This window comes from Pseudomonas helvetica (genome assembly GCF_039908645.1).
GTDB lineage: Bacteria > Pseudomonadota > Gammaproteobacteria > Pseudomonadales > Pseudomonadaceae > Aquipseudomonas > Aquipseudomonas helvetica.
On the sequence record NZ_CP150917.1, the window covers coordinates 4,221,479 to 4,238,892 of the forward strand.

Sequence of the window (17,414 nt, forward strand, 5' to 3'; positions counted from 1 at the left end):
TTTTATCAACAAAGTCACGACGTCGCGGGGCCTTCACAGGTGCCTGTATGCGGGCGCATGCAGCGCAGCTGGTCCAGATGACTGACCATCAGCCATTGACCTCGAGTTGACAAAAATCAACCTGTACAACAACCAGCCGCGGCCAAATGAACCCGTGAATTCCACGGCTCTGTCAGCGGGCACTATCGGTAAAAATCGATCTGAAAACAGGGCTGGGGGCGCAGTTTTTATCCTTCTCATTTGCGAGGAACAGGTCATGGACAAACATCAGCTCAGTCAAAAAAACCAACTGTTCAAGACACCTGCCCATGACCCCTATTTATTGCAGCGAGTCGCAGGCTCGGCCATCTGTTCGAAGTGCGATGCGATTTATCAGGCCGGTAACTGGACCTGGAAGCAGCCTGAAAACACGGTGATCGCTGATGCCGAAACGGTGACCTGCCCGGCCTGTCGGCGCATCGATGACAACAGGCCGGCGGGCACGCTAACGCTGTCCGGGAGCTTCTTGCTCAAGCATCGAAAAGAAATCGTCAATCTGATCGAAAACACCGAGCGGCAGGAAAAAGCCGATCATGCCCTTGAGCGCCTCATCAAGCTGACCGACTCCGAGGGCGCTCTGGTCGTGACCACCACCGGCATCCATCTCGCCAACCGCTTGGGTCATGCACTGACAGGCGCTTTCAAAGGCCACGCGAATTACCATTACAACGATGACCAATATCAGTTGAGCGTCAGCTGGACACGTGATGAGTAAAGCGAGACCGGCTGATGACGACAGTCAGAAAGCCAGGCAACAAAAAAGTTTGTGTACCCAGAACCCCGTCACCCAGCAACAGCTGTTGGCCAAAGGCCCCTTGCCGCCACACCGGCAAGGGACTTTCGGTCATCAGGATTTCAGGCCGGGACCGGAACGCCGGTCAGCTCAACGCTGTCACGGTACTCCGGCACCGAGACCGACCACCCCAGCTCCAGGCTGATGCGCCGACGCAGCACATCCGATGCATTGGGTTCTCCGTGCACGACATAGGTGTGTTTCGGTGGCCGCTTGAAGCCCCTTAGCCACTGCATGATTTCATCCCCGTCGGCATGCGCGGACAAGGTCCCCATGGGCACCACTTCGGCCCGAATCGGCACGTCCTTGCCATGAATCCGCACCGACGGCGCGCCGGCGATGATCTGTGCACCGCGAGTTCCCCCGGCCTGGAAACCGGGAACCAGCAGCGTATTGAGCGGGTTGGGGGCCAGCGCCTTGAGGTGGTGAAGCACCCGCCCCCCGGTGGCCATGCCGCTGGCAGCGATGATCACCGCAGGGGTGCGCTGTTGGTCAAGGTCGATGGAGTCTCTGACCGAACGCACGAAACGCGCGGCATGGCACATGCCTTCGCATTCCTCCAGCGACAGCCGGTGCTCACTGCGAAAACGCTGGTACAAGCGAGTGACATCGGTGGCCATGGGGCTGTTGAGGTAGATCGGCAGGTCGGGGATCGCCTTCTTCTGTTTCAGCCGATAGAGGTGATACATCAGCAGTTGCGCACGCCCGACCGCAAACGAAGGCACCAAGGTAATGCCGTGGCGCAATGCCGTGCGGTTGATAACGTCGGCCAGTTGCTCCTCCGGGGGCTCGGCGGGGTGCTGACGGTCGCCGTAGGTCGACTCCACCAACAGATAGTCCGCCTGTTCGATGGTTTCCGGAGCGAACATCAACGGATCATTCGGCCGCCCCAAGTCCCCGGAAAACACCAGGCTAATGCCTTCTGCACGCACTTCCACGGTGGCCGCGCCAAGGATGTGCCCGGCACAGCGCAACTGGATACTGATCCCCGGAGCAATGTCGACCTGATGGTGCAACTCGACTGGCCGCAACAGCTTCAGGGCCCTTTGCGCATCCTGTTCGGTGTACAGCGGCAAAGCCGGATCGTGTTTGGAGAAGCCATGGCGGTTGGCGTATTCGGCCTCCTCTTCCTGCAAGCGGCCACTGTCGAGCAGCAGTATCTTGACCAGCTCGCAGGTCGCCGCCGTGGCATAGACCGGGCCGCGATAACCATTGCGCACCAACACCGGCAGGTAGCCGCTGTGATCGATATGAGCATGGGTCAGAACGATGGCTTCCAGATCGCGGACCGGCAGATGGAAAGGGTCCCAGTTGTGCAGGCGCAGCTGTTTGTAGCCCTGGAACAGGCCGCAATCGATCAACACATGTTTGTCGTGATGTTCCAGCAGGTACTTGCTGCCCGTCACCGTGCCAGCCGCACCGAGAAATGTCATTCGCATGCCCGTCTCCTTGAACACTGATGGGTACGCTATTGATCCTCCCTTTACGTCTTCCGGCACTTGATATTTATCAACAGCAGCCGGGCTGGCTCCGTCTTATCGAGGCTCAGCCCCTGAAAATGTCGAATGGCTCGATTTTCAGCACCTTGCGTATGCCCACGTAACTGGAAACCCCGGCGATCAACAGCACCAGGCCAAAGGCCAGCCCCAGGTTCCAGAACGTAATCATCGCTGCGTAATTGGGCAGATAGGTGCGCACCGTGAAGATCATCAACGTGACCAGCCCGACCCCCAGTCCGTACCCTGTCAAGCAGGTGAACGTCGCCATGAAGAGGATCATGTAGATCAGTTCGCGGCCCTTGGCGCCAATGGCCTTGAGGGCTGCGAACTTGTCGAGGTTTTCCAGGATGAAGGTGTAGAACGTCTGACCGGAGATGGATAACCCGACCAGGAAACTGATCACCGTCATCGTCAAAATGTTGGTGCCGACCCCGGTCTGAAAGATGTAGAAATCGGTAATCCGCTGGTTGAACTCTCCCCGGGTCAAGGCGACATAGCCCAACTGCGCAACCTGCTGTTTGATCCCGGCCTCTGCGGCCTTGTTCCTGGGTTCCAGCAGAATGTAAGACACCGTGAAGCGGGTGGTCGGGATGTATTCGATGGCTCGTCGGTAGGTGGTGTAGAGCGTCGGTATGCCGGTCAATCCACTGGTCAGTACCTTGGCGATGGCGACGATGGTGCCGCGGTGGTCATTGAGCTCGAAGGAGGTGCCAATCCGCGGATTCTCCAGTTTCGAAAACTCGGCGTCGTGGACCATGATGAATGCGTTTTCCGCGTAAATGTCCTCGATAGAACCCTCTTCAAGCTCAGGGCGACCGAACAGGCTGGTGTCGTCGAGACCTATCACACTGACCGCCTGATAGGTGCCACTGGCCAACCTGACCTGGGCGCCGCCAATGAATACAGGCACCGCGTAGCGCACCTGCTCCATGCTGCGTACGGCATCGAGCAAATAGTCGGGCAGAGGAATGACAATGGTCGGTGTGTTCACGGCCGGGTCCATGATCCACATCGCCGCGCCGATATTGGTCACCGTCGAGTGGGCGCGATTGAGGATGCCGGCAAACAGTGCGGTCATCTGCAACATCAGGAACACCGAGAAAGTAATCCCTACCAGCAGTGCCGAAAACTTGGCCTTGTCGTTGACCAGCAGCTTGAAGCCGATCCGCAGGATGCCTGAGTATTTCATGGCGTCTGCCTGCTGCCCGCAGGGGGCGGAGTGTTCCACCAGCCGCCGCCCAGCGCGACGAACAACCCGACGGTGTCCTGATGACGCTGGGCAAGTGCTTGCAGATAGGCGATGTTGACCTGATGCAACTGTACATCGGCCGACAGCAGATCCAGATAGGTCACCAGGCCTGATCGGTAGTTGGCTTGCAGCAAACGCAGCGCTTCTTCAGCGGTAGCCTGTGCCTCGGTCTGTTTTTGCAGGACCTGTGCATCGAACTCCAGGGCCTTGAGGGCATCGGCCACTTGCGCGAAAGACTCGAGCACGGTTTGCCGATAATTCGCTGCCGCCTGCTGATAGGCATCGATTGCCGCTTTACGGCCAAACCACAGGCTACCGCCCTGGAACAGCGGGACATCGATGGAGGGGCCAACACTCCAGAACCGCCCACCACTCGCAAATAATGACCCCGGGGTCGACCCGGCCGTCCCATAGGTCCCGGTCAGATTGAAACTGGGAAACATCGCCGCCGTGGCCACCCCGATGTTGGCACTGGCCCGGTGCAGCTGTGCCTCTGCGGACAAGATATCCGGCCGCTGCCGGACCAACCTCGAAGGCAGGCTGACCGGCAAATCGGTGGGCAGCGAAAGACCGGTCAGCTCGATATTGGGGAGACTGACATCGGTGGGTGCGACGCCTTCGAGGGTGGCCAGCAAATGCTCGGCCTGGCTGATTTTCTGCTCCAGCGCCGGCAACAAGGCCTCATTGCTGGCAATCAGGCTGCGCAAACTGAGCACCGCCGAATAAGGCGCCGTGCCGCTGCGCACCTGGACCTCGGTGGTCCGAAGCTGTTGTTTTTGCAGCGCAATCAACTGCTCGGTGGCGCGCCTTTGCGCGATATAGCCGGCACGGGCGATGGCGGCATTCACGACATTGGCGGTCAGGCTGAGGTAAGCCGCATGGGTCAGCCAGGTTTGATGCTCGACCTCGGCTTGCAGGCCTTCCACCGTTCGACGCTGTCCGCCAAACACATCGAGGGTGTAGCTGATCGTGCCACTCAGGGTCACGACGTTGAAGATCGTCCCTCCCGTCGTCAGCCCTTGCTGGAGCGGAGCATTGCGTTCGCGGGTCGCGCCGGCGTGAAGATCCAGGTGCGGATAGAAAACCCCATGACCGGCCATGAGCGTGTCCTGGCTTTGCCGCAGGCTGGCTTCGGCAGCCTGCAAGGTCTGGTTGTTGGCCGTCGCCTGGCGAACCACTGCATCCAGAGAGCCGGACTTGAACAACCGCCACCAGTCAGGCACCACTTCAGCCCCCGGCAAAAAATGCTGCGCCTGACCCTGCGCCGCCACGGTCGCCGTCGCCGGATTGCCGGTATAACCGCTCTGCGACGGCGTTGGCGGACGCGAAAAGTCCGGGCCTACGGTGCAAGCACTCATCGCCATCAGAATAATCACGGGGAGCACCCGGGCATGCAATCGCAGAGGTCGATGGACGCGGGACTGGCACATCATTTCTGTCCTATGAAGACATCCACCAACTGCCCCGGGTACACCCTCGGGAGGTCTTTTTTCTCGAACCGGAAAACCACCGGCAACACCCTGAGATCGACTTTCTCCTGACGCTGATTGGACAACTGGATTTTCGGCGACACGTACGGCTGCACGCGAACGAACTCCAGCGGCACCTTGATATCCGAGCCATGGATCAACATCTGTGCACGGATATGTTCGGGCGTCGGCAAGCGGGCAATCAGGATCTCGTCCACGTAGCAGCGTACCGCCAGATAGGTCTGCTCAGCGCTCATCACCGCCAACGGGCTGAATTGCTGGATATACGGGTCATAGGCGCCCTGTGGCGACACATAGCTGCCCACGGTGGTATTGATGGCCAGGACCACGCCATCCACCGGGGCCTTGATCGCATATTGCGCAAGCGTGGCATTCGCCGCCTTGAGCGCTGCCTGTGCCTGGGCCGCGGTATCTTTTGCGGTGTCCAGCGTGTCCTTGCTGATGGACTTGGGATCAATCCCGTAGGACGCCAGGCGCTTGGTGTATTGGTCCTGAGCGGTTTTCAGACTGGCTTGCGCCAATTCGAAGTTTGCCCTGGGCACGGCGTCATCGATGGTCACCAGGGGCGTACCGCGGGTGACAGCCTGCCCTTCTTGCACCAGCACTTGAGTGATTGGCCCGGAAACCTGCGGGTAAATCACGATATTGGAACCGCCGGGCTGCTCGCTTTCGATAATCCCGTTCGCATAAATCGCGGTGTCATAAGTGCTGCTCGCCGGGGCGAAGGCTGGCGGCAATGGACGGGGCGTGCGTCCGAGCAGGTAGGCGGCGGTCACCCCGGCCAATACACCGATGACTGCCAGCACAAACAGCACCCGGTTCTTCATGACGAGGTCCGGTCAGGTTCGCTGATGCGGCCATCTTCCATGTGAATGATGCGGTCGGCGTACTCATTGATCCGCGCGTCGTGAGTGACGATCAGAATGCAACGCTGCTGGTTGAGAATATTCGACTTCACGAAGGCAATGATCATCTTCCCGGTGTCACCGTCGAGGGACGCGGTGGGCTCGTCGAGAATCAATAGCTGCGGGCCGCCGATGATCGCCCGGGCGATCGCCACCCGCTGTTGTTCGCCGCCGGAGAGCTTGACCGGCAGAATGTCGCCGCGGTCCTTGAGGCCGACCACTTCCAGGCTCTGCTTCGCCTGCGTTATGGCGTCATCCCAGTCACGATGCTTGAGGATCAGGGGAATCGCGACGTTCTCGGCAGCGGTCAGCCGTGCAAAAAGGTGGTAGTCCTGAAACACGAAGCCGATGTTATTGAGGCGTAACTCCGCCAACTGATCGGTGCTCAGGCTCCAGATGTCATTGCCATTGATCTTCACCGTACCGGCATCCGGCCGCAGAATGCCGGAGATCATGCTCAGCAGGGTGGTCTTGCCGCTCCCTGACGGGCCGACGATGAACACCATTTCGCCAAACTGTGCGACCAGTGAGACCTGATCGACAGCCTTCATTCGTACGTCCCCTTCCCCGAACCATTTGGTCAGGCCGCTCGAATCAATCGCCGGATGATCGGCAGAACCCGTTTGATCCGAACTCATGAGCGCTTCTGCTCCCGATCGGCCGATGCCCCTGGGCACTGGCAGTTATCGAATACCGCCACCACGATACGCCATCAATACGGCGGCTTGACGATCATCAGACTGCAGGGAGCCCGGTTCAGGGTGTTCTCGGCGGTACTGCCGAGAAATACGTTCACGCCCCGATAGTGCACGGTGCCCATCACAATCATGTCGAACTCATTACTCGCCGCGAAACGCTCGATCATCTTGTGCGGGACACCGGTCAACAGATGCCGTTTCGCCTCTGGAATCTCATAGCGTTCGGCGAGCGTATCAAAGGCTTCAATCTGGGTATCGCTGACCGCGTCTCTCAAGCTTTCCCGCATGGTCAGGTATTGCAGGTTCACGCCGGAGTCGCCGTTCACAATCCAGCCGCTGACATTGAGCAGGTGCAACTTCGCGCCACAGGACAAGGCCAGCTTCGAAGCAATGTCGAGGATCTGGTCATTCAGCCCCTGCGTCAGCTCTTCAAGATGGGACAGGTCGATCGCCGCCAGTATTTTCAAGGGCAACGGGTTTCTGGCATCGGTGACCAGGTGCAAGGGGGCTGGACAGTCGCGCAGTAACAGCCAGTCCAGAGGCTTGTAGAAAACCCGTTGAAATGCCGATACGTGCTGTACATCCTTGATCACGATGTCTGCCCCGAAGTCGTTCACGTACTCAAGCACCTCCCCGATACCCGGTTTGGCCCAGACCACTTCAGTGGTCACGTGCAGGCCTTTGCATTGCCCAAACCGGGCCTGCTGCTCTAGCCAGTGACGGTGCACCTGCAAATATCCCTCGCGCGCCTGCGCCATGGCCTGATGGTCAAACAGACCAGCGACCGCCAGCGCTTCGACATAATCGAACGCCACGATGTGCAGCATCGCGCCCGTCGCTCTCGCCAAGGATTCCGCTCGGTCAAACGCGGGGGTACGGGACATTTCACTCGGAGCGATCAGCAGTAAACGGCGAATTTCAAACATCACACACCTCGTCGGCAGATGCTTGGTGAGTCGAAACCGATGAACAGCACTCCTGTGCCGGCTTTCCATCAGCACACGGATCGACGAACACCCTCTCTGATTAATGTCGATAGTGAGCGGGCAGGTGCTGGCCGGGGTTGATAAAAATCACAAAAAATTGTCGTTCGCCCCAGCGCCGCCGCTGAAAGAGGCATTGTTGATTCAGCTCAATAAATGTTCGGCCTCCAGGCGTAAAAACATACTCAGTGATCGGGCATATGCCGTCCGATGCTCGCGCCTTATCGACCACAGAGGACACCATCATGAACGACTTGAGTCTGCGCCAAACCATTCTCGATGAGCTTGAGTTCCAGCCTGATATCGATGCCGCCCATATCGGCGTCGCCGTGGACAAGGGCGTCGTCACGCTCTCCGGCCATGTCCGGACCTATGTTCAGAAAATCGCTGCTGAACAGGCGGTAAAGCGCATCAAGGGCGTACGCGCACTGGCCGAAGAAATACAGGTCAGGCTGGACCCCGGGGAAGGCACGGCAGATGACACCATCGCGACCCGCGCATTGAAGATCATTGCCTGGAGTTCTGACGTCCCCATAGAAACCATCAAGGTCATCGTACAAAAGGGCTGGGTAACGCTGGAAGGCAAGGTGGACTGGCAGTACCAGAAAGAAACCGTCGAACGGGCGGTGCGCAAGTTGTCCGGGGTGGTGGGCGTGGACAATCGGCTCACCCTTTATCCCCGGGTGGAAGTGGCCGATATCCAGCACCGCATCGAAGAAGCCCTCAAGCGCAATGCCGAAGTGGATGCCAAGGGTATTCACGTCAAGGTAGACGGTGATGTCGTGAAACTTGAAGGCCGGGTCCATCTGTGGCGTGAACGCCAGATCGCCACCCGCGCAGCCTGGTCCGTACCGGGTGTAAGAGCAGTGGAAGATCACCTGCTGATTGCCTGATGTCAAACAGGGAATATCAGCTCGACGTCCGGCGTAAACCCCGGCGTTCGGGCTGATGGCGTCTAGAATCGTATTCAGATGCCCAACGAGCTTGAGCCTCGGCGTTCGGCAATCGAACCGTCACGCATCGGGCCAGCCCGCCTTTTTTCCCTGAGCCAAGGCCATGAAAAAGAATCACCAATGGAACCTTTCCTACTTCGCGATCACCTTTCTGGTCCTTGCGCTCGCCCAGCTGTTTTTTGTTGACCGCCATTCGGTGCAGAGCATCCCCTACAGTCAGTTCCTGCAACTGTTGGGCGAGCACAAGGTCAGCGAGTTGCGGGTCGAGAAGGAGCAGATCAGCGGCAAGCTGCAAGAGCCCATCGACGGGCACGACCTGTTCACCACCGTGCGGGTCGATCCCACGCTGGCGACTGAGTTGGCACAATCGGGTGTCGGCTTTTCCGGCATCAGCGAAAACACCCTGCTGAACGCGCTGCTGGGCTGGTTGCTACCCTTTGCGATGATCATGGTGCTGTGGCATTTCCTGTTCCGCGGCATGGCCGAAAAACAGGGCCTTGGCGGACTGATGAATGTCGGCAAGTCGCGGGCCAAAGTGTTTGTCGAACGCGATACCGGAGTGACGTTCGCCGATGTCGCGGGCATCGATGAAGCCAAGGCCGAGCTGGTGGAAATCGTCTCGTTCCTGAAGGACAAGGCCAAGTACGCACGCCTGGGGGCGCATATTCCCAAGGGCACCCTGCTGGTCGGCCCACCGGGCACCGGCAAGACTCTGGTGGCCAAGGCGATTGCCGGTGAAGCCGGGGTGCCGTTTTTTTCGATTTCCGGGTCCGAATTCGTCGAAATGTTCGTCGGTGTCGGCGCCGCTCGAGTGCGCGATTTGTTCGAGCAGGCGCGGCAAGCGGCACCGTGCATTATCTTCATCGACGAACTCGACGCCCTGGGCAAAATGCGCGGTATCGGTGCGTTTGGCGGCAACGACGAAAAAGAACAGACCCTCAACCAGCTGCTGGCAGAGCTGGACGGTTTCGACCCGCGCGAAGGCGTGGTCCTGCTGGCAGCGACCAACCGGCCGGAGGTCCTCGATCCGGCGTTACTGCGGGCCGGCCGCTTCGACCGTCAACTGGTGATCGACCGCCCCGATCGAAAAGGCCGACAAGCCATCCTCAAGGTCCATCTGAAAAAAATCACCGTAGCGCCCGACATCGACTCCGAACGTATCGCTGAAATCACCACCGGCTTCACCGGCGCAGACCTGGCGAACCTGATCAACGAAGCCGCGATCGTGGCCACCCGCCGGGGAGGCGAAACCGTCAACCTCGACGACTTCACCGTCGCGGTGGAACGCATCGTCGCCGGGGTCGAACGCAAGAGCAGCCTGTTATTGCCTGACGAACGTCTGGTGGTGGCCTATCACGAAATGGGCCATGCCCTGGCCGCAGGCACGTTGCCAGGGATGGACCCGGTCCACAAAGTCTCGATCATCCCCCGCTCCATTGGCTCGCTGGGCTATACCTTGCAGCGCCCGACCGAGGATCACTTCCTGATCAGTTGTCAGATGCTCAAGGACCGCATCGCCGTGCTGATGGCCGGTCGGGCCGCCGAGTTCATCGTCTATGGCCAGATTTCCACGGGTGCCGCCGATGACCTGACCCGGGCGACCGACATCGCCCGGCAGTTGATCACCCGTTTCGGCATGAGTGCCGAACTCGGTCAATCGGTACTGGAACGGCAAACCCCGACTTATCTGGGTGAACACATGGCCGGACTGGGCCAGAAAGACTATTCGGAACAAACCGCGCGGGAAATCGACCTGGGCATCCGCGCCTTGCTCGAAGAAGCCTATAACCGGGCCAAGGCGCTGCTCGACAGTCGTCGAGCCGACCTGGATGCCGGTGCTCATTTACTGCTGGAAAGAGAAACGCTGACGCCAGAGGAGTTTCCGCCGCTGCTACCGCTCAAGGCCGCCCCCGATGGCTCGCCATGATTGAGGTCACGCTGATCAATACGCTGGTGGTAATCGTTGCCGTGGTGATCCACTACGAATGCCTGTCACGCCTGAACGACTGGCTACCCAGGCTCAGGGCCTGGAGTCGATTCAGAATTGTCGTCGGGGTATTTGGCGCGATGCTGGCCCATGCAACAGAAGTCTGGTGCTTTGCGCTGGCCTATTACCTGATGGCGCGCTCCGGCGACTGGGGCAGCCTGAATGGCAACTTTGATGGCTCGTTCATGGATTGCGTGTACTTCTCCTTCACCACCTTTACCACCATCGGTTTTGGCGATATTTCGCCCGTGGGCAAACTCAAGTACCTGACCGGGTTGCAGGCACTGACCGGCCTGGTGCTCATTACCTGGACGGCGTCCTTTCTGTTTCTCGAAATGCAGAAATACTGGAAGAGCAAATAGCGGCCGCCGGTGGACGACCGCTTCCACGGGAGCTAAACCGCCAGGATGCTACAAGGCACTTGATAAAGAACATGTTCGGTGGTGCTGCCAATCAACCATTGCAGGCCATGGTGCCGGCCCCGGCCCATGACGATCACGTCAGTCTGGTTGTCGTTGACGAATCCGGCCAGCGCCGACACCGGATCGCCGAAGATAAAGTGCCGACATTCAACAGGCACCCCGAAGTCGTGAGCCAGTGTGACAAAGGATTTTTCCAGTGCCTGGCGCAGATCTTTCCTGAGCTTCGACAGCACCGGCTCATCTCCATCGGCATCGTCCAGATAGTCGGAGGACATAGGGCAGACGTGCAGCAGAGACAATTGGGCATCACATTGCAACGCCAGGCTATTGGCCTGCTGCAGGATCCGCTCGTTCAGCTTGCTGCCCTGCGGCTCGGGATCCACCGCCGCGACCACCTTGCGCGGCAAGGTATGACTGCACGGACTCAGCAGATAAACCGGCACCGGGCATTCGCGCAGCAAGTACCAATCCATGGGCGTGACAAAAGCACGCTTGAGCAGCGGCTCATGCTGAATCTCCTTGAGCAACAGGTCGGGACGCAGTTGCATCACATAGTCCAGGATCTCCAGACGGGCATCATCGCTCCATCTCACTTCGCTGGTCACATCAAGCCCTTTGGCGCGTAGTGCGTGCACTTCATTCTTTAACCATCGGCTCTGCTCCTGCAGGTAACGCATGCGCGTCTCGTCCCGTGCCGGCGGTTCAAGCAGCGAAAAAAGCCTGACCGGTTTGGTCAGCCCGAGAATATGCAGAGTGGCACCACAGGCCTTGGCCAGAGCGCTGGCCTGGTGGATGGCCGGGGAGTGACGCAGGGTCGGATTGATGATCAGCAGCAACCGTTGATACTGGCTCATGGTCTGGCTCCAGAACGTTCAGGCCTGGACGCGAACGGCTTCTTGCCTCTGCGCTCATGCTGGATGGATGACGGCATCGATTGGGCTCCTCAACTGCCGGCCGCAGGCGTCCATTGCCAGTTCATCACTTCGGGCAAGTCCTGCCCGTGTTCGATAAGGTAAAGCTTGTGTTTCTCCATCGTTGCCCAGTAACGCGCCCGGGCCGTTTCGATCTGCTCGTGCAGGCGCGGAACCCGTTCAATCACATCCAGCGCCAACTGATAACGGTCCAGGTTATTGATCACCGCCATATCGAACGGTGTCGTGGTCGCCCCCTCCTCCTTGAAGCCGCGCACGTGGAAGTTTTCATGATTGCTGCGTTTGTAAATCAGCCGGTGAATCAGTGCCGGGTACCCGTGGAAAGCAAAGATCACGGGCCTGTCGATGGTGAACAGCTCGTCGAAAGCCGAATCCGACAAACCATGGGGATGCTGAAATGACGGTTGCAGCACCATCAGGTCGACGACGTTGATCACCCTGACGCGCAGATCCGGCACGTACTCGCGAAGCAAGGTCACGGCGGCCAGCGTTTCCAGGGTCGGGACGTCTCCGGCGCAGGCCATGACCACGTCCGGGTCTTGATCGTTCTGGCTGGCCCAGTCCCATCGACCGATGCCGCACAGGCAATGACGGATGGCCGAACCGATATCCAGCCACTGCCACTCCGGTTGCTTGCCGGCAACGATGACGTTGATGTAGTTGCGACTTCTCAGGCAGTGGTCGGCAACCGACAGCAGGCAGTTGGCGTCGGCCGGCAGGTAGATCCGGACCACATCGGACTTCTTGTTCGCGACCAGATCGATGAAGCCCGGGTCCTGATGGGAAAAACCGTTATGGTCCTGACGCCAGACATGCGAGGTGAGCAAGTAATTGAGCGAGGCTACCGGTTTGCGCCAAGGCACCTCGGCGGCGGTTTTCAGCCATTTGGCGTGCTGATTGAACATCGAATCGACGATGTGAATGAACGCCTCGTAACAGGAGAACAGCCCATGCCGGCCCGTCAATAAATAGCCTTCCAGCCACCCCTCGCACACTTGCTCACTCAGAATCTCCATCACCCGGCCTTCGGCCGTCAGGTCGATATCCTCGGGCTCCAGGTTACCCATCCAGGCCTTTGCGCTGACGTCGTAGACTGCATCCAGTCGGTTCGAGGCGGTTTCATCCGGGCCGAACAACCGAAAATTGCCTGAGGCCAGATTGTTTTTCATCACATCGCGCAGAAACGCCCCCAGCACCCGGGTCGCTTCTGCGCGCAGGCAGCCCGGCGCGGGAAGTTTCACGGCGTATTCGGTAAAGCGCGGCAGATCCAGCGGTCGCAGCAGCAGGCCACCATTGGCGTGAGGATTGGCGCTCATTCGCCGGTGCCCCGTCGGTGCCAGCGCAGCGATTTCGGGTAACAAGGCACCGTTGACGTCAAACAGCTCATCCGGACGATAGCTGCTGAGCCACTCCTCCAGTTGCCGCAGATGAGTCGGCTGGCCGAAATCCGCCAGCGGCACCTGATGCGCACGACACGTGCCTTCAATACGCCGGCCATCGACGAATTTGGGGCCTGTCCAGCCCTTGGGCGTACGCAGCACCAGCATCGGCCAAAGGGGGCGCTCCGGCACCGGGGGCTGCGGGTATTTGCGCGCAACACGCTGGATCTCGCGGATTTTCAACAGCATCGTGTCCAGGGTTCTGGCCAACGCCTGATGAACCTCTTCAGGCTCGTCACCCTCGACAAAATACGGATCGTAACCGTAGCCATACATCAGGGCCGACAGTTCGTCTTCGCTGATTCTGGAGAGTATCGAGGGGTTGGCGATCTTGTAGCCATTGAGGTGCAGAATCGGCAGGACAGCCCCGTCACGCACCGGATTAAGGAATTTGTTGGAATGCCAGCTGGCCGCCAGCGTTCCCGTTTCAGCCTCACCGTCGCCGATCACGCACGCCACGATCAGGTCCGGGTTATCGAACGCCGCGCCGTAAGCATGGGCCAGGGAATAGCCCAGTTCGCCGCCTTCATGGATCGACCCGGGAATCTGCGCCGATACATGGCTGGAAAGCCCATAAGGCCAGGAAAACTGCCGAAAGAGCCGGACCAGGCCGTTACGGTTCTGCTCCACTGAAGGATTGAACTCGGTGTAAGTCCCTTCCAGATAGGTCTGCGCCACGATCGCCGGCCCACCATGCCCGGGGCCGGTGACGAAGATCATGTTCAGGTCGTAGCAGGTGATCAGGCGGTTGAGGTGCACGTAGATCAGATTCAGCCCTGGCGTTGTTCCCCAATGCCCCAGTAATCGCGGTTTTACATGTTCCAGTGCCAGGGGTGCGCTGATCAGCGGGTTGTCCTTGAGGTAGATCTGCCCCACCGCCAGGTAATTGGACGCTCGCCAATAGGCGTCGAGACCTTCCAGCTGCTCGGCACTCAGAAAATCGCTCATGAAGCTCTCCGCTCTCGACAAGGAGCAGCACCGGCCGTCGATGACAGGACCGCGCTGCGAACAGGGCATTTGTCGATTCTGGGAGTCTGGGAGGTTCAAGACTTGATTTACATCAAACGCGCCCTCTCTGAAGAGGAGATCTCGAGAGCGTCAACGCGGCAGCTTCCGTCACTGAATCTGCTGGGACCCCGTCCCCGTTCGTCGTACAAACGCCCCCGGGTTACGCAATAAGGGTTTGACCGGGCTCTCAGCGCCTATGCTTCATACACCGATAGAGGGACGCAAAATGCCGCCGTATGACCTCCGCCCCCTTCACGCCCATTACCTCAAGGCTGCCTGCGCCAACTGCAGCGTGCTGGAACTGTGCCTGCCGATTGGCCTGACCGACCAGGAAGTTGAGCGATTGGACACCCTGATCATCCAGCGCGTAAAAGTTAAAAAAGGTGCAGCGTTGTATCGCACGGGCGATTCATTGCGCTCGCTTTACGCAGTACGCATCGGCTCTTTCAAGACCACAGTGTTGTCTCTCGACGGTCGCGAGCAAGTCACCGGTTTTCAAATACCCGGCGAGATGCTCGGCCTGGACGCCATCAGTGAAGAGCAGCACACCTGTAATGCTTTCGCTCTTGAGGACAGCGAAGTGTGTCCCATCCATTTCGCCCAGCTGGAGAAGCTTTCCCGGGAGCTGCCTACACTGCAGCACAATCTGAACAAACTTCTAAGCCGCGAAATAGTGCGCGATCACGACATGCTGATGTTGATGGGCAAAATGAACTCCGACGAACGTCTGGCGGCCTTTCTGCTGAACCTGTCACTGCGGCTTAGCCTGCGCGGTTATTCGTCCAGGGAGTTCGTACTGAAGATGCGTCGCGAAGAGATCGGCTCCTACCTGGGGCTGCGTCTGGAAACCATCTGTCGAGGCATTGCCCACCTGCGGGATCAGGCACTGGTCGAGATTTCCGGGCGTAACGTCACCATCCTCGACATGGACAGGCTCAAGCATCTGGTCACCGGCTGCCATCGGGACGCGCCAGTTTGACAGCCTGAATGCCGTTGATTCCGGAGAATCGTCATGCGCGCCATGGTGCTACAGACTCCTGGCCAGCCACTGCAACGGGAAGAGCGCGCGATCCCGATACCTGATGCTCAACAACTGTTAATCAAAGTCCTGGCCTGTGGCGTATGCCGCACCGACCTGCACCTGGTCGATGGCGAGCTGCCACAAGCGACACTGCCGCGAGTGCCGGGGCATGAAATTGTCGGGGAAGTGACCGCGGTGGGGACTGACGTTGCGCCCGACTGGATCGGCCAGCGGGTCGGCGTTCCCTGGCTCGGATCGACTTGCGGCCGGTGTGAATTCTGCCGCTCGGGCCGGGAGAACCTCTGCGATCAGGCGCAGTTCACCGGTTGTAATCTGGACGGCGGTTATGCCGACTACACCCTGGCCGACGCGCGCTTCTGCTTTCGCCTTCCGGACACGCTCTCGGCCACTGAAGCCGCACCGTTGCTATGCGCCGGGCTGATCGGCTTTCGGGCGCTGCAAATGGCCAAAACCGCACGTCATCTGGGCCTCTACGGGTTCGGTGCCGCCGCGCACCTGGCAATCCAGGTGGCGCTGGGCCGAGGTCAACAGGTATACGCCTTCACCCGACCGGGCGACAACGAGGGCCAGGCGTATGCCCGAACGTTGGGCGCCGCCTGGGCGGGCCCCTCGGACCAGAAACCGCCACACCTGCTCGACGCCAGCCTGATCTTCGCCCCCGTGGGTGCGCTGGTGCCGTTGGCGCTGGAGGCCACCGTCAAGGGTGGCTGTGTGATATGCGCCGGCATCCACATGAGCGACATCCCGGCGTTTCCCTATCGTCTGCTCTGGGGTGAGCGCAGCGTACGTTCGGTGGCCAACCTGACGCGCGAAGACGGCACGGCGTTTTTCCAGGAGATTCGCCATACGCCCGTGCACAGCGATGTCACCTGTTTTGCACTGGACGATGCCAATCAGGCGCTCGCCCAGCTCAGGAGCGGTCAGGTCAAAGGCGCCATCGTGCTTACCCCCTGACCGCAAAACCGGGTGAGCGGACCGCCAGAATGCTGCCAGGCACCGAGTAAAGCGCCCGTTCGGTGGTGCTGCCAATCAACCGATCCAGCCCGACCCGGTGCACCGTGCCCATCACCACCACGTCGGCCAGGTACTCTTCGACAAACTCGGTCAACGCCCGAACCGGTTGGCCCATGACAAAGTGCCGACGTTCGGGCGGTATACCGTAGCGGTCGGCCAGGGTCACAAATGCCAGGTGCAGGGATTCACGCAGCTCCTCCATGTAATCCATGCTCCAGCCGCCGTTGACCAACGGTGCATCGCCATTGAACGCTGGCGACAGGTCATAGGCGTAGAGCAAATGCAGCGGCGCATCGCACTGCAGGGCCAGGGCGTTCGCCGTTTGAATGATGGTGTCGTTGAGGCCACTGATCTGGGTTTGTGGGTCGAAGGGGTCGACCGCCGCCACGATCCGGTGAGGCAAGCTGTAACGGGCCTGGTTGACCAGGTGCACAGACACCGGGCATTCGCGCAGCAGGTGACAATCAAGTGGCGTGATGAATACCCGTTTAAGCACCGGCTCCAGCGTGGCGTCCTTGATTAGCAGGTCAGGCTTGAACTCCTCGACATGCTTCAGGATATCCAGCAGCGGATGGGTGGTGAAGACCACTTCCACCGAGACTTTCAGCCCCTCACCGCTCAGCCGCTGGATTTCCTCCGACATCCAGCGACGATAGCGACGCAGGTAGCTCTGAAACGCCGCTTCATCGACTTTTTCATCCCACAAATGAACGATCGGCACCGGTTCGACAAAGGCACACACGTGCAAGACCGCCCCACTCGCCTTGGCCAGGGCGACCGCGCGCAGCAAGGCTGGAGATTGATGCAAGGTTCGATCGGCGATCAGCAGTAACCGTTGATAATGACCCATCACACACCTCGGCTCGGCGCCGGTCGATCCCGCCGGCATGTTCCTAGACTGCGCTCATTGCCCCCAACGTGGTTGATTTACATCAAATCCGGGCCTTTGAGGACGCCTGTG

Annotated in this window: 15 protein-coding genes; 6 read left to right on the forward strand and 9 right to left on the reverse strand. The window is 59.5% G+C overall.

The genetic code is table 11. The features are described 5' to 3' along the window. The first annotated feature begins 256 nt into the window (after window positions 1-256). Window positions 257-754, forward strand: coding sequence for a BCAM0308 family protein (locus AABM55_RS19640; RefSeq protein ID WP_347930065.1), 498 nt, complete (start codon window positions 257-259; stop codon window positions 752-754). A gap of 140 nt (window positions 755-894) precedes the next feature. Here AABM55_RS19640 and AABM55_RS19645 read toward each other — a convergent pair whose 3' ends face one another. From AABM55_RS19645 to AABM55_RS19670, 6 genes are all read right to left on the reverse strand, one after another. After that, window positions 895-2,271, reverse strand: coding sequence for an MBL fold metallo-hydrolase (locus tag AABM55_RS19645; protein WP_347927391.1), 1,377 nt, complete (start codon window positions 2,269-2,271; stop codon window positions 895-897). Between the two features lie 106 nt (window positions 2,272-2,377). After that, complete coding sequence (locus tag AABM55_RS19650; protein ID WP_347927393.1) at window positions 2,378-3,520, reverse strand: ABC transporter permease; 1,143 nt, start codon at window positions 3,518-3,520, stop codon at window positions 2,378-2,380. Further along, entirely contained in the window at window positions 3,517-4,956 is a 1,440-nt protein-coding gene (locus AABM55_RS19655) for an efflux transporter outer membrane subunit (RefSeq protein ID WP_347927395.1), read from the reverse strand. The genes AABM55_RS19650 and AABM55_RS19655 overlap by 4 nt, the downstream gene beginning before the upstream one ends. Window positions 4,957-5,009: 53 nt before the next feature. Beyond that, window positions 5,010-5,897 (reverse strand): biotin/lipoyl-binding protein, encoded by an 888-nt coding sequence (locus AABM55_RS19660; protein ID WP_347927397.1) that lies wholly within the window; start codon window positions 5,895-5,897, stop codon window positions 5,010-5,012. Then, window positions 5,894-6,613, reverse strand: coding sequence for an ABC transporter ATP-binding protein (locus AABM55_RS19665; protein ID WP_347927399.1), 720 nt, complete (start codon window positions 6,611-6,613; stop codon window positions 5,894-5,896). The genes AABM55_RS19660 and AABM55_RS19665 overlap by 4 nt, the downstream gene beginning before the upstream one ends. Window positions 6,614-6,687: 74 nt before the next feature. Beyond that, on the reverse strand, window positions 6,688-7,599 hold the full coding sequence (locus tag AABM55_RS19670) for a universal stress protein (RefSeq protein ID WP_347927401.1): 912 nt from the start codon (window positions 7,597-7,599) through the stop codon (window positions 6,688-6,690). A gap of 302 nt (window positions 7,600-7,901) precedes the next feature. Here AABM55_RS19670 and AABM55_RS19675 point away from each other — a divergent pair, with 302 nt between their 5' ends. The 3 genes from AABM55_RS19675 to AABM55_RS19685 all read left to right on the forward strand — a co-directional run bounded on the left by AABM55_RS19675 (window position 7,902) and on the right by AABM55_RS19685 (window position 10,958). Next, a complete protein-coding gene (locus tag AABM55_RS19675) occupies window positions 7,902-8,549 on the forward strand; it encodes a BON domain-containing protein (RefSeq protein WP_347927402.1) in 648 nt (215 codons plus the stop codon). A 163-nt stretch (window positions 8,550-8,712) separates the two neighbouring features. Further along, window positions 8,713-10,536 carry an ATP-dependent zinc metalloprotease FtsH gene (gene ftsH, locus AABM55_RS19680; protein WP_347927404.1) on the forward strand — a complete coding sequence of 608 codons (1,824 nt, stop codon included), beginning with the start codon at window positions 8,713-8,715 and terminating at the stop codon, window positions 10,534-10,536. After that, window positions 10,533-10,958 carry a potassium channel family protein gene (locus tag AABM55_RS19685; RefSeq protein ID WP_019692802.1) on the forward strand — a complete coding sequence of 142 codons (426 nt, stop codon included), beginning with the start codon at window positions 10,533-10,535 and terminating at the stop codon, window positions 10,956-10,958. Before ftsH ends, AABM55_RS19685 begins: the two co-directional genes overlap by 4 nt. A gap of 32 nt (window positions 10,959-10,990) precedes the next feature. On the opposite strand, the gene AABM55_RS19690 is transcribed toward AABM55_RS19685, so the two are convergent. Together AABM55_RS19690 and AABM55_RS19695 are read right to left on the reverse strand one after the other, a co-directional pair. Beyond that, the gene (locus AABM55_RS19690; RefSeq protein WP_347927406.1) at window positions 10,991-11,872 is read right to left on the reverse strand and encodes a universal stress protein; all 882 of its coding nucleotides are present in this window, start codon (window positions 11,870-11,872) and stop codon (window positions 10,991-10,993) included. An 89-nt stretch (window positions 11,873-11,961) separates the two neighbouring features. Continuing rightward, complete coding sequence (locus tag AABM55_RS19695; protein ID WP_347927408.1) at window positions 11,962-14,337, reverse strand: phosphoketolase family protein; 2,376 nt, start codon at window positions 14,335-14,337, stop codon at window positions 11,962-11,964. 286 nt (window positions 14,338-14,623) lie between these two features. On the opposite strand from AABM55_RS19695, the gene fnr reads away from it, so the two are divergent. Further along, window positions 14,624-15,376: a fumarate/nitrate reduction transcriptional regulator Fnr gene (gene fnr, locus AABM55_RS19700; RefSeq protein ID WP_347927409.1), complete on the forward strand. Its 753-nt coding sequence runs from the start codon at window positions 14,624-14,626 to the stop codon at window positions 15,374-15,376. Window positions 15,377-15,409: 33 nt separating this feature from the next. After that, a complete protein-coding gene (locus AABM55_RS19705; RefSeq protein WP_347927411.1) occupies window positions 15,410-16,393 on the forward strand; it encodes a zinc-dependent alcohol dehydrogenase family protein in 984 nt (327 codons plus the stop codon). Here AABM55_RS19705 and AABM55_RS19710 read toward each other — a convergent pair. Further along, window positions 16,383-17,303: a universal stress protein gene (locus tag AABM55_RS19710; protein WP_054596486.1), complete on the reverse strand. Its 921-nt coding sequence runs from the start codon at window positions 17,301-17,303 to the stop codon at window positions 16,383-16,385. The genes AABM55_RS19705 and AABM55_RS19710 overlap by 11 nt on opposite strands. Between the last annotated feature and the right edge of the window lie 111 nt (window positions 17,304-17,414).

Excerpts from the sequence above, each read along its gene's own strand:
- AABM55_RS19640 (WP_347930065.1), top strand. The coding sequence starts at position 257 with ATGGACAAACATCAGCTCAGTCAAAAAAACCAACTGTTCAAGACACCT.
- AABM55_RS19645 (WP_347927391.1), bottom strand. The coding sequence starts at position 2,271 with ATGCGAATGACATTTCTCGGTGCGGCTGGCACGGTGACGGGCAGCAAG.
- AABM55_RS19650 (WP_347927393.1), bottom strand. The coding sequence starts at position 3,520 with ATGAAATACTCAGGCATCCTGCGGATCGGCTTCAAGCTGCTGGTCAAC.
- AABM55_RS19660 (WP_347927397.1), bottom strand. The coding sequence starts at position 5,897 with ATGAAGAACCGGGTGCTGTTTGTGCTGGCAGTCATCGGTGTATTGGCC.
- AABM55_RS19665 (WP_347927399.1), bottom strand. The coding sequence starts at position 6,613 with ATGAGTTCGGATCAAACGGGTTCTGCCGATCATCCGGCGATTGATTCG.
- AABM55_RS19670 (WP_347927401.1), bottom strand. The coding sequence starts at position 7,599 with ATGTTTGAAATTCGCCGTTTACTGCTGATCGCTCCGAGTGAAATGTCC.
- AABM55_RS19675 (WP_347927402.1), top strand. The coding sequence starts at position 7,902 with ATGAACGACTTGAGTCTGCGCCAAACCATTCTCGATGAGCTTGAGTTC.
- ftsH (WP_347927404.1), top strand. The coding sequence starts at position 8,713 with ATGAAAAAGAATCACCAATGGAACCTTTCCTACTTCGCGATCACCTTT.
- AABM55_RS19685 (WP_019692802.1), top strand. The coding sequence starts at position 10,533 with ATGATTGAGGTCACGCTGATCAATACGCTGGTGGTAATCGTTGCCGTG.
- AABM55_RS19690 (WP_347927406.1), bottom strand. The coding sequence starts at position 11,872 with ATGAGCCAGTATCAACGGTTGCTGCTGATCATCAATCCGACCCTGCGT.
- AABM55_RS19695 (WP_347927408.1), bottom strand. The coding sequence starts at position 14,337 with ATGAGCGATTTTCTGAGTGCCGAGCAGCTGGAAGGTCTCGACGCCTAT.
- fnr (WP_347927409.1), top strand. The coding sequence starts at position 14,624 with ATGCCGCCGTATGACCTCCGCCCCCTTCACGCCCATTACCTCAAGGCT.
- AABM55_RS19705 (WP_347927411.1), top strand. The coding sequence starts at position 15,410 with ATGCGCGCCATGGTGCTACAGACTCCTGGCCAGCCACTGCAACGGGAA.
- AABM55_RS19710 (WP_054596486.1), bottom strand. The coding sequence starts at position 17,303 with ATGGGTCATTATCAACGGTTACTGCTGATCGCCGATCGAACCTTGCAT.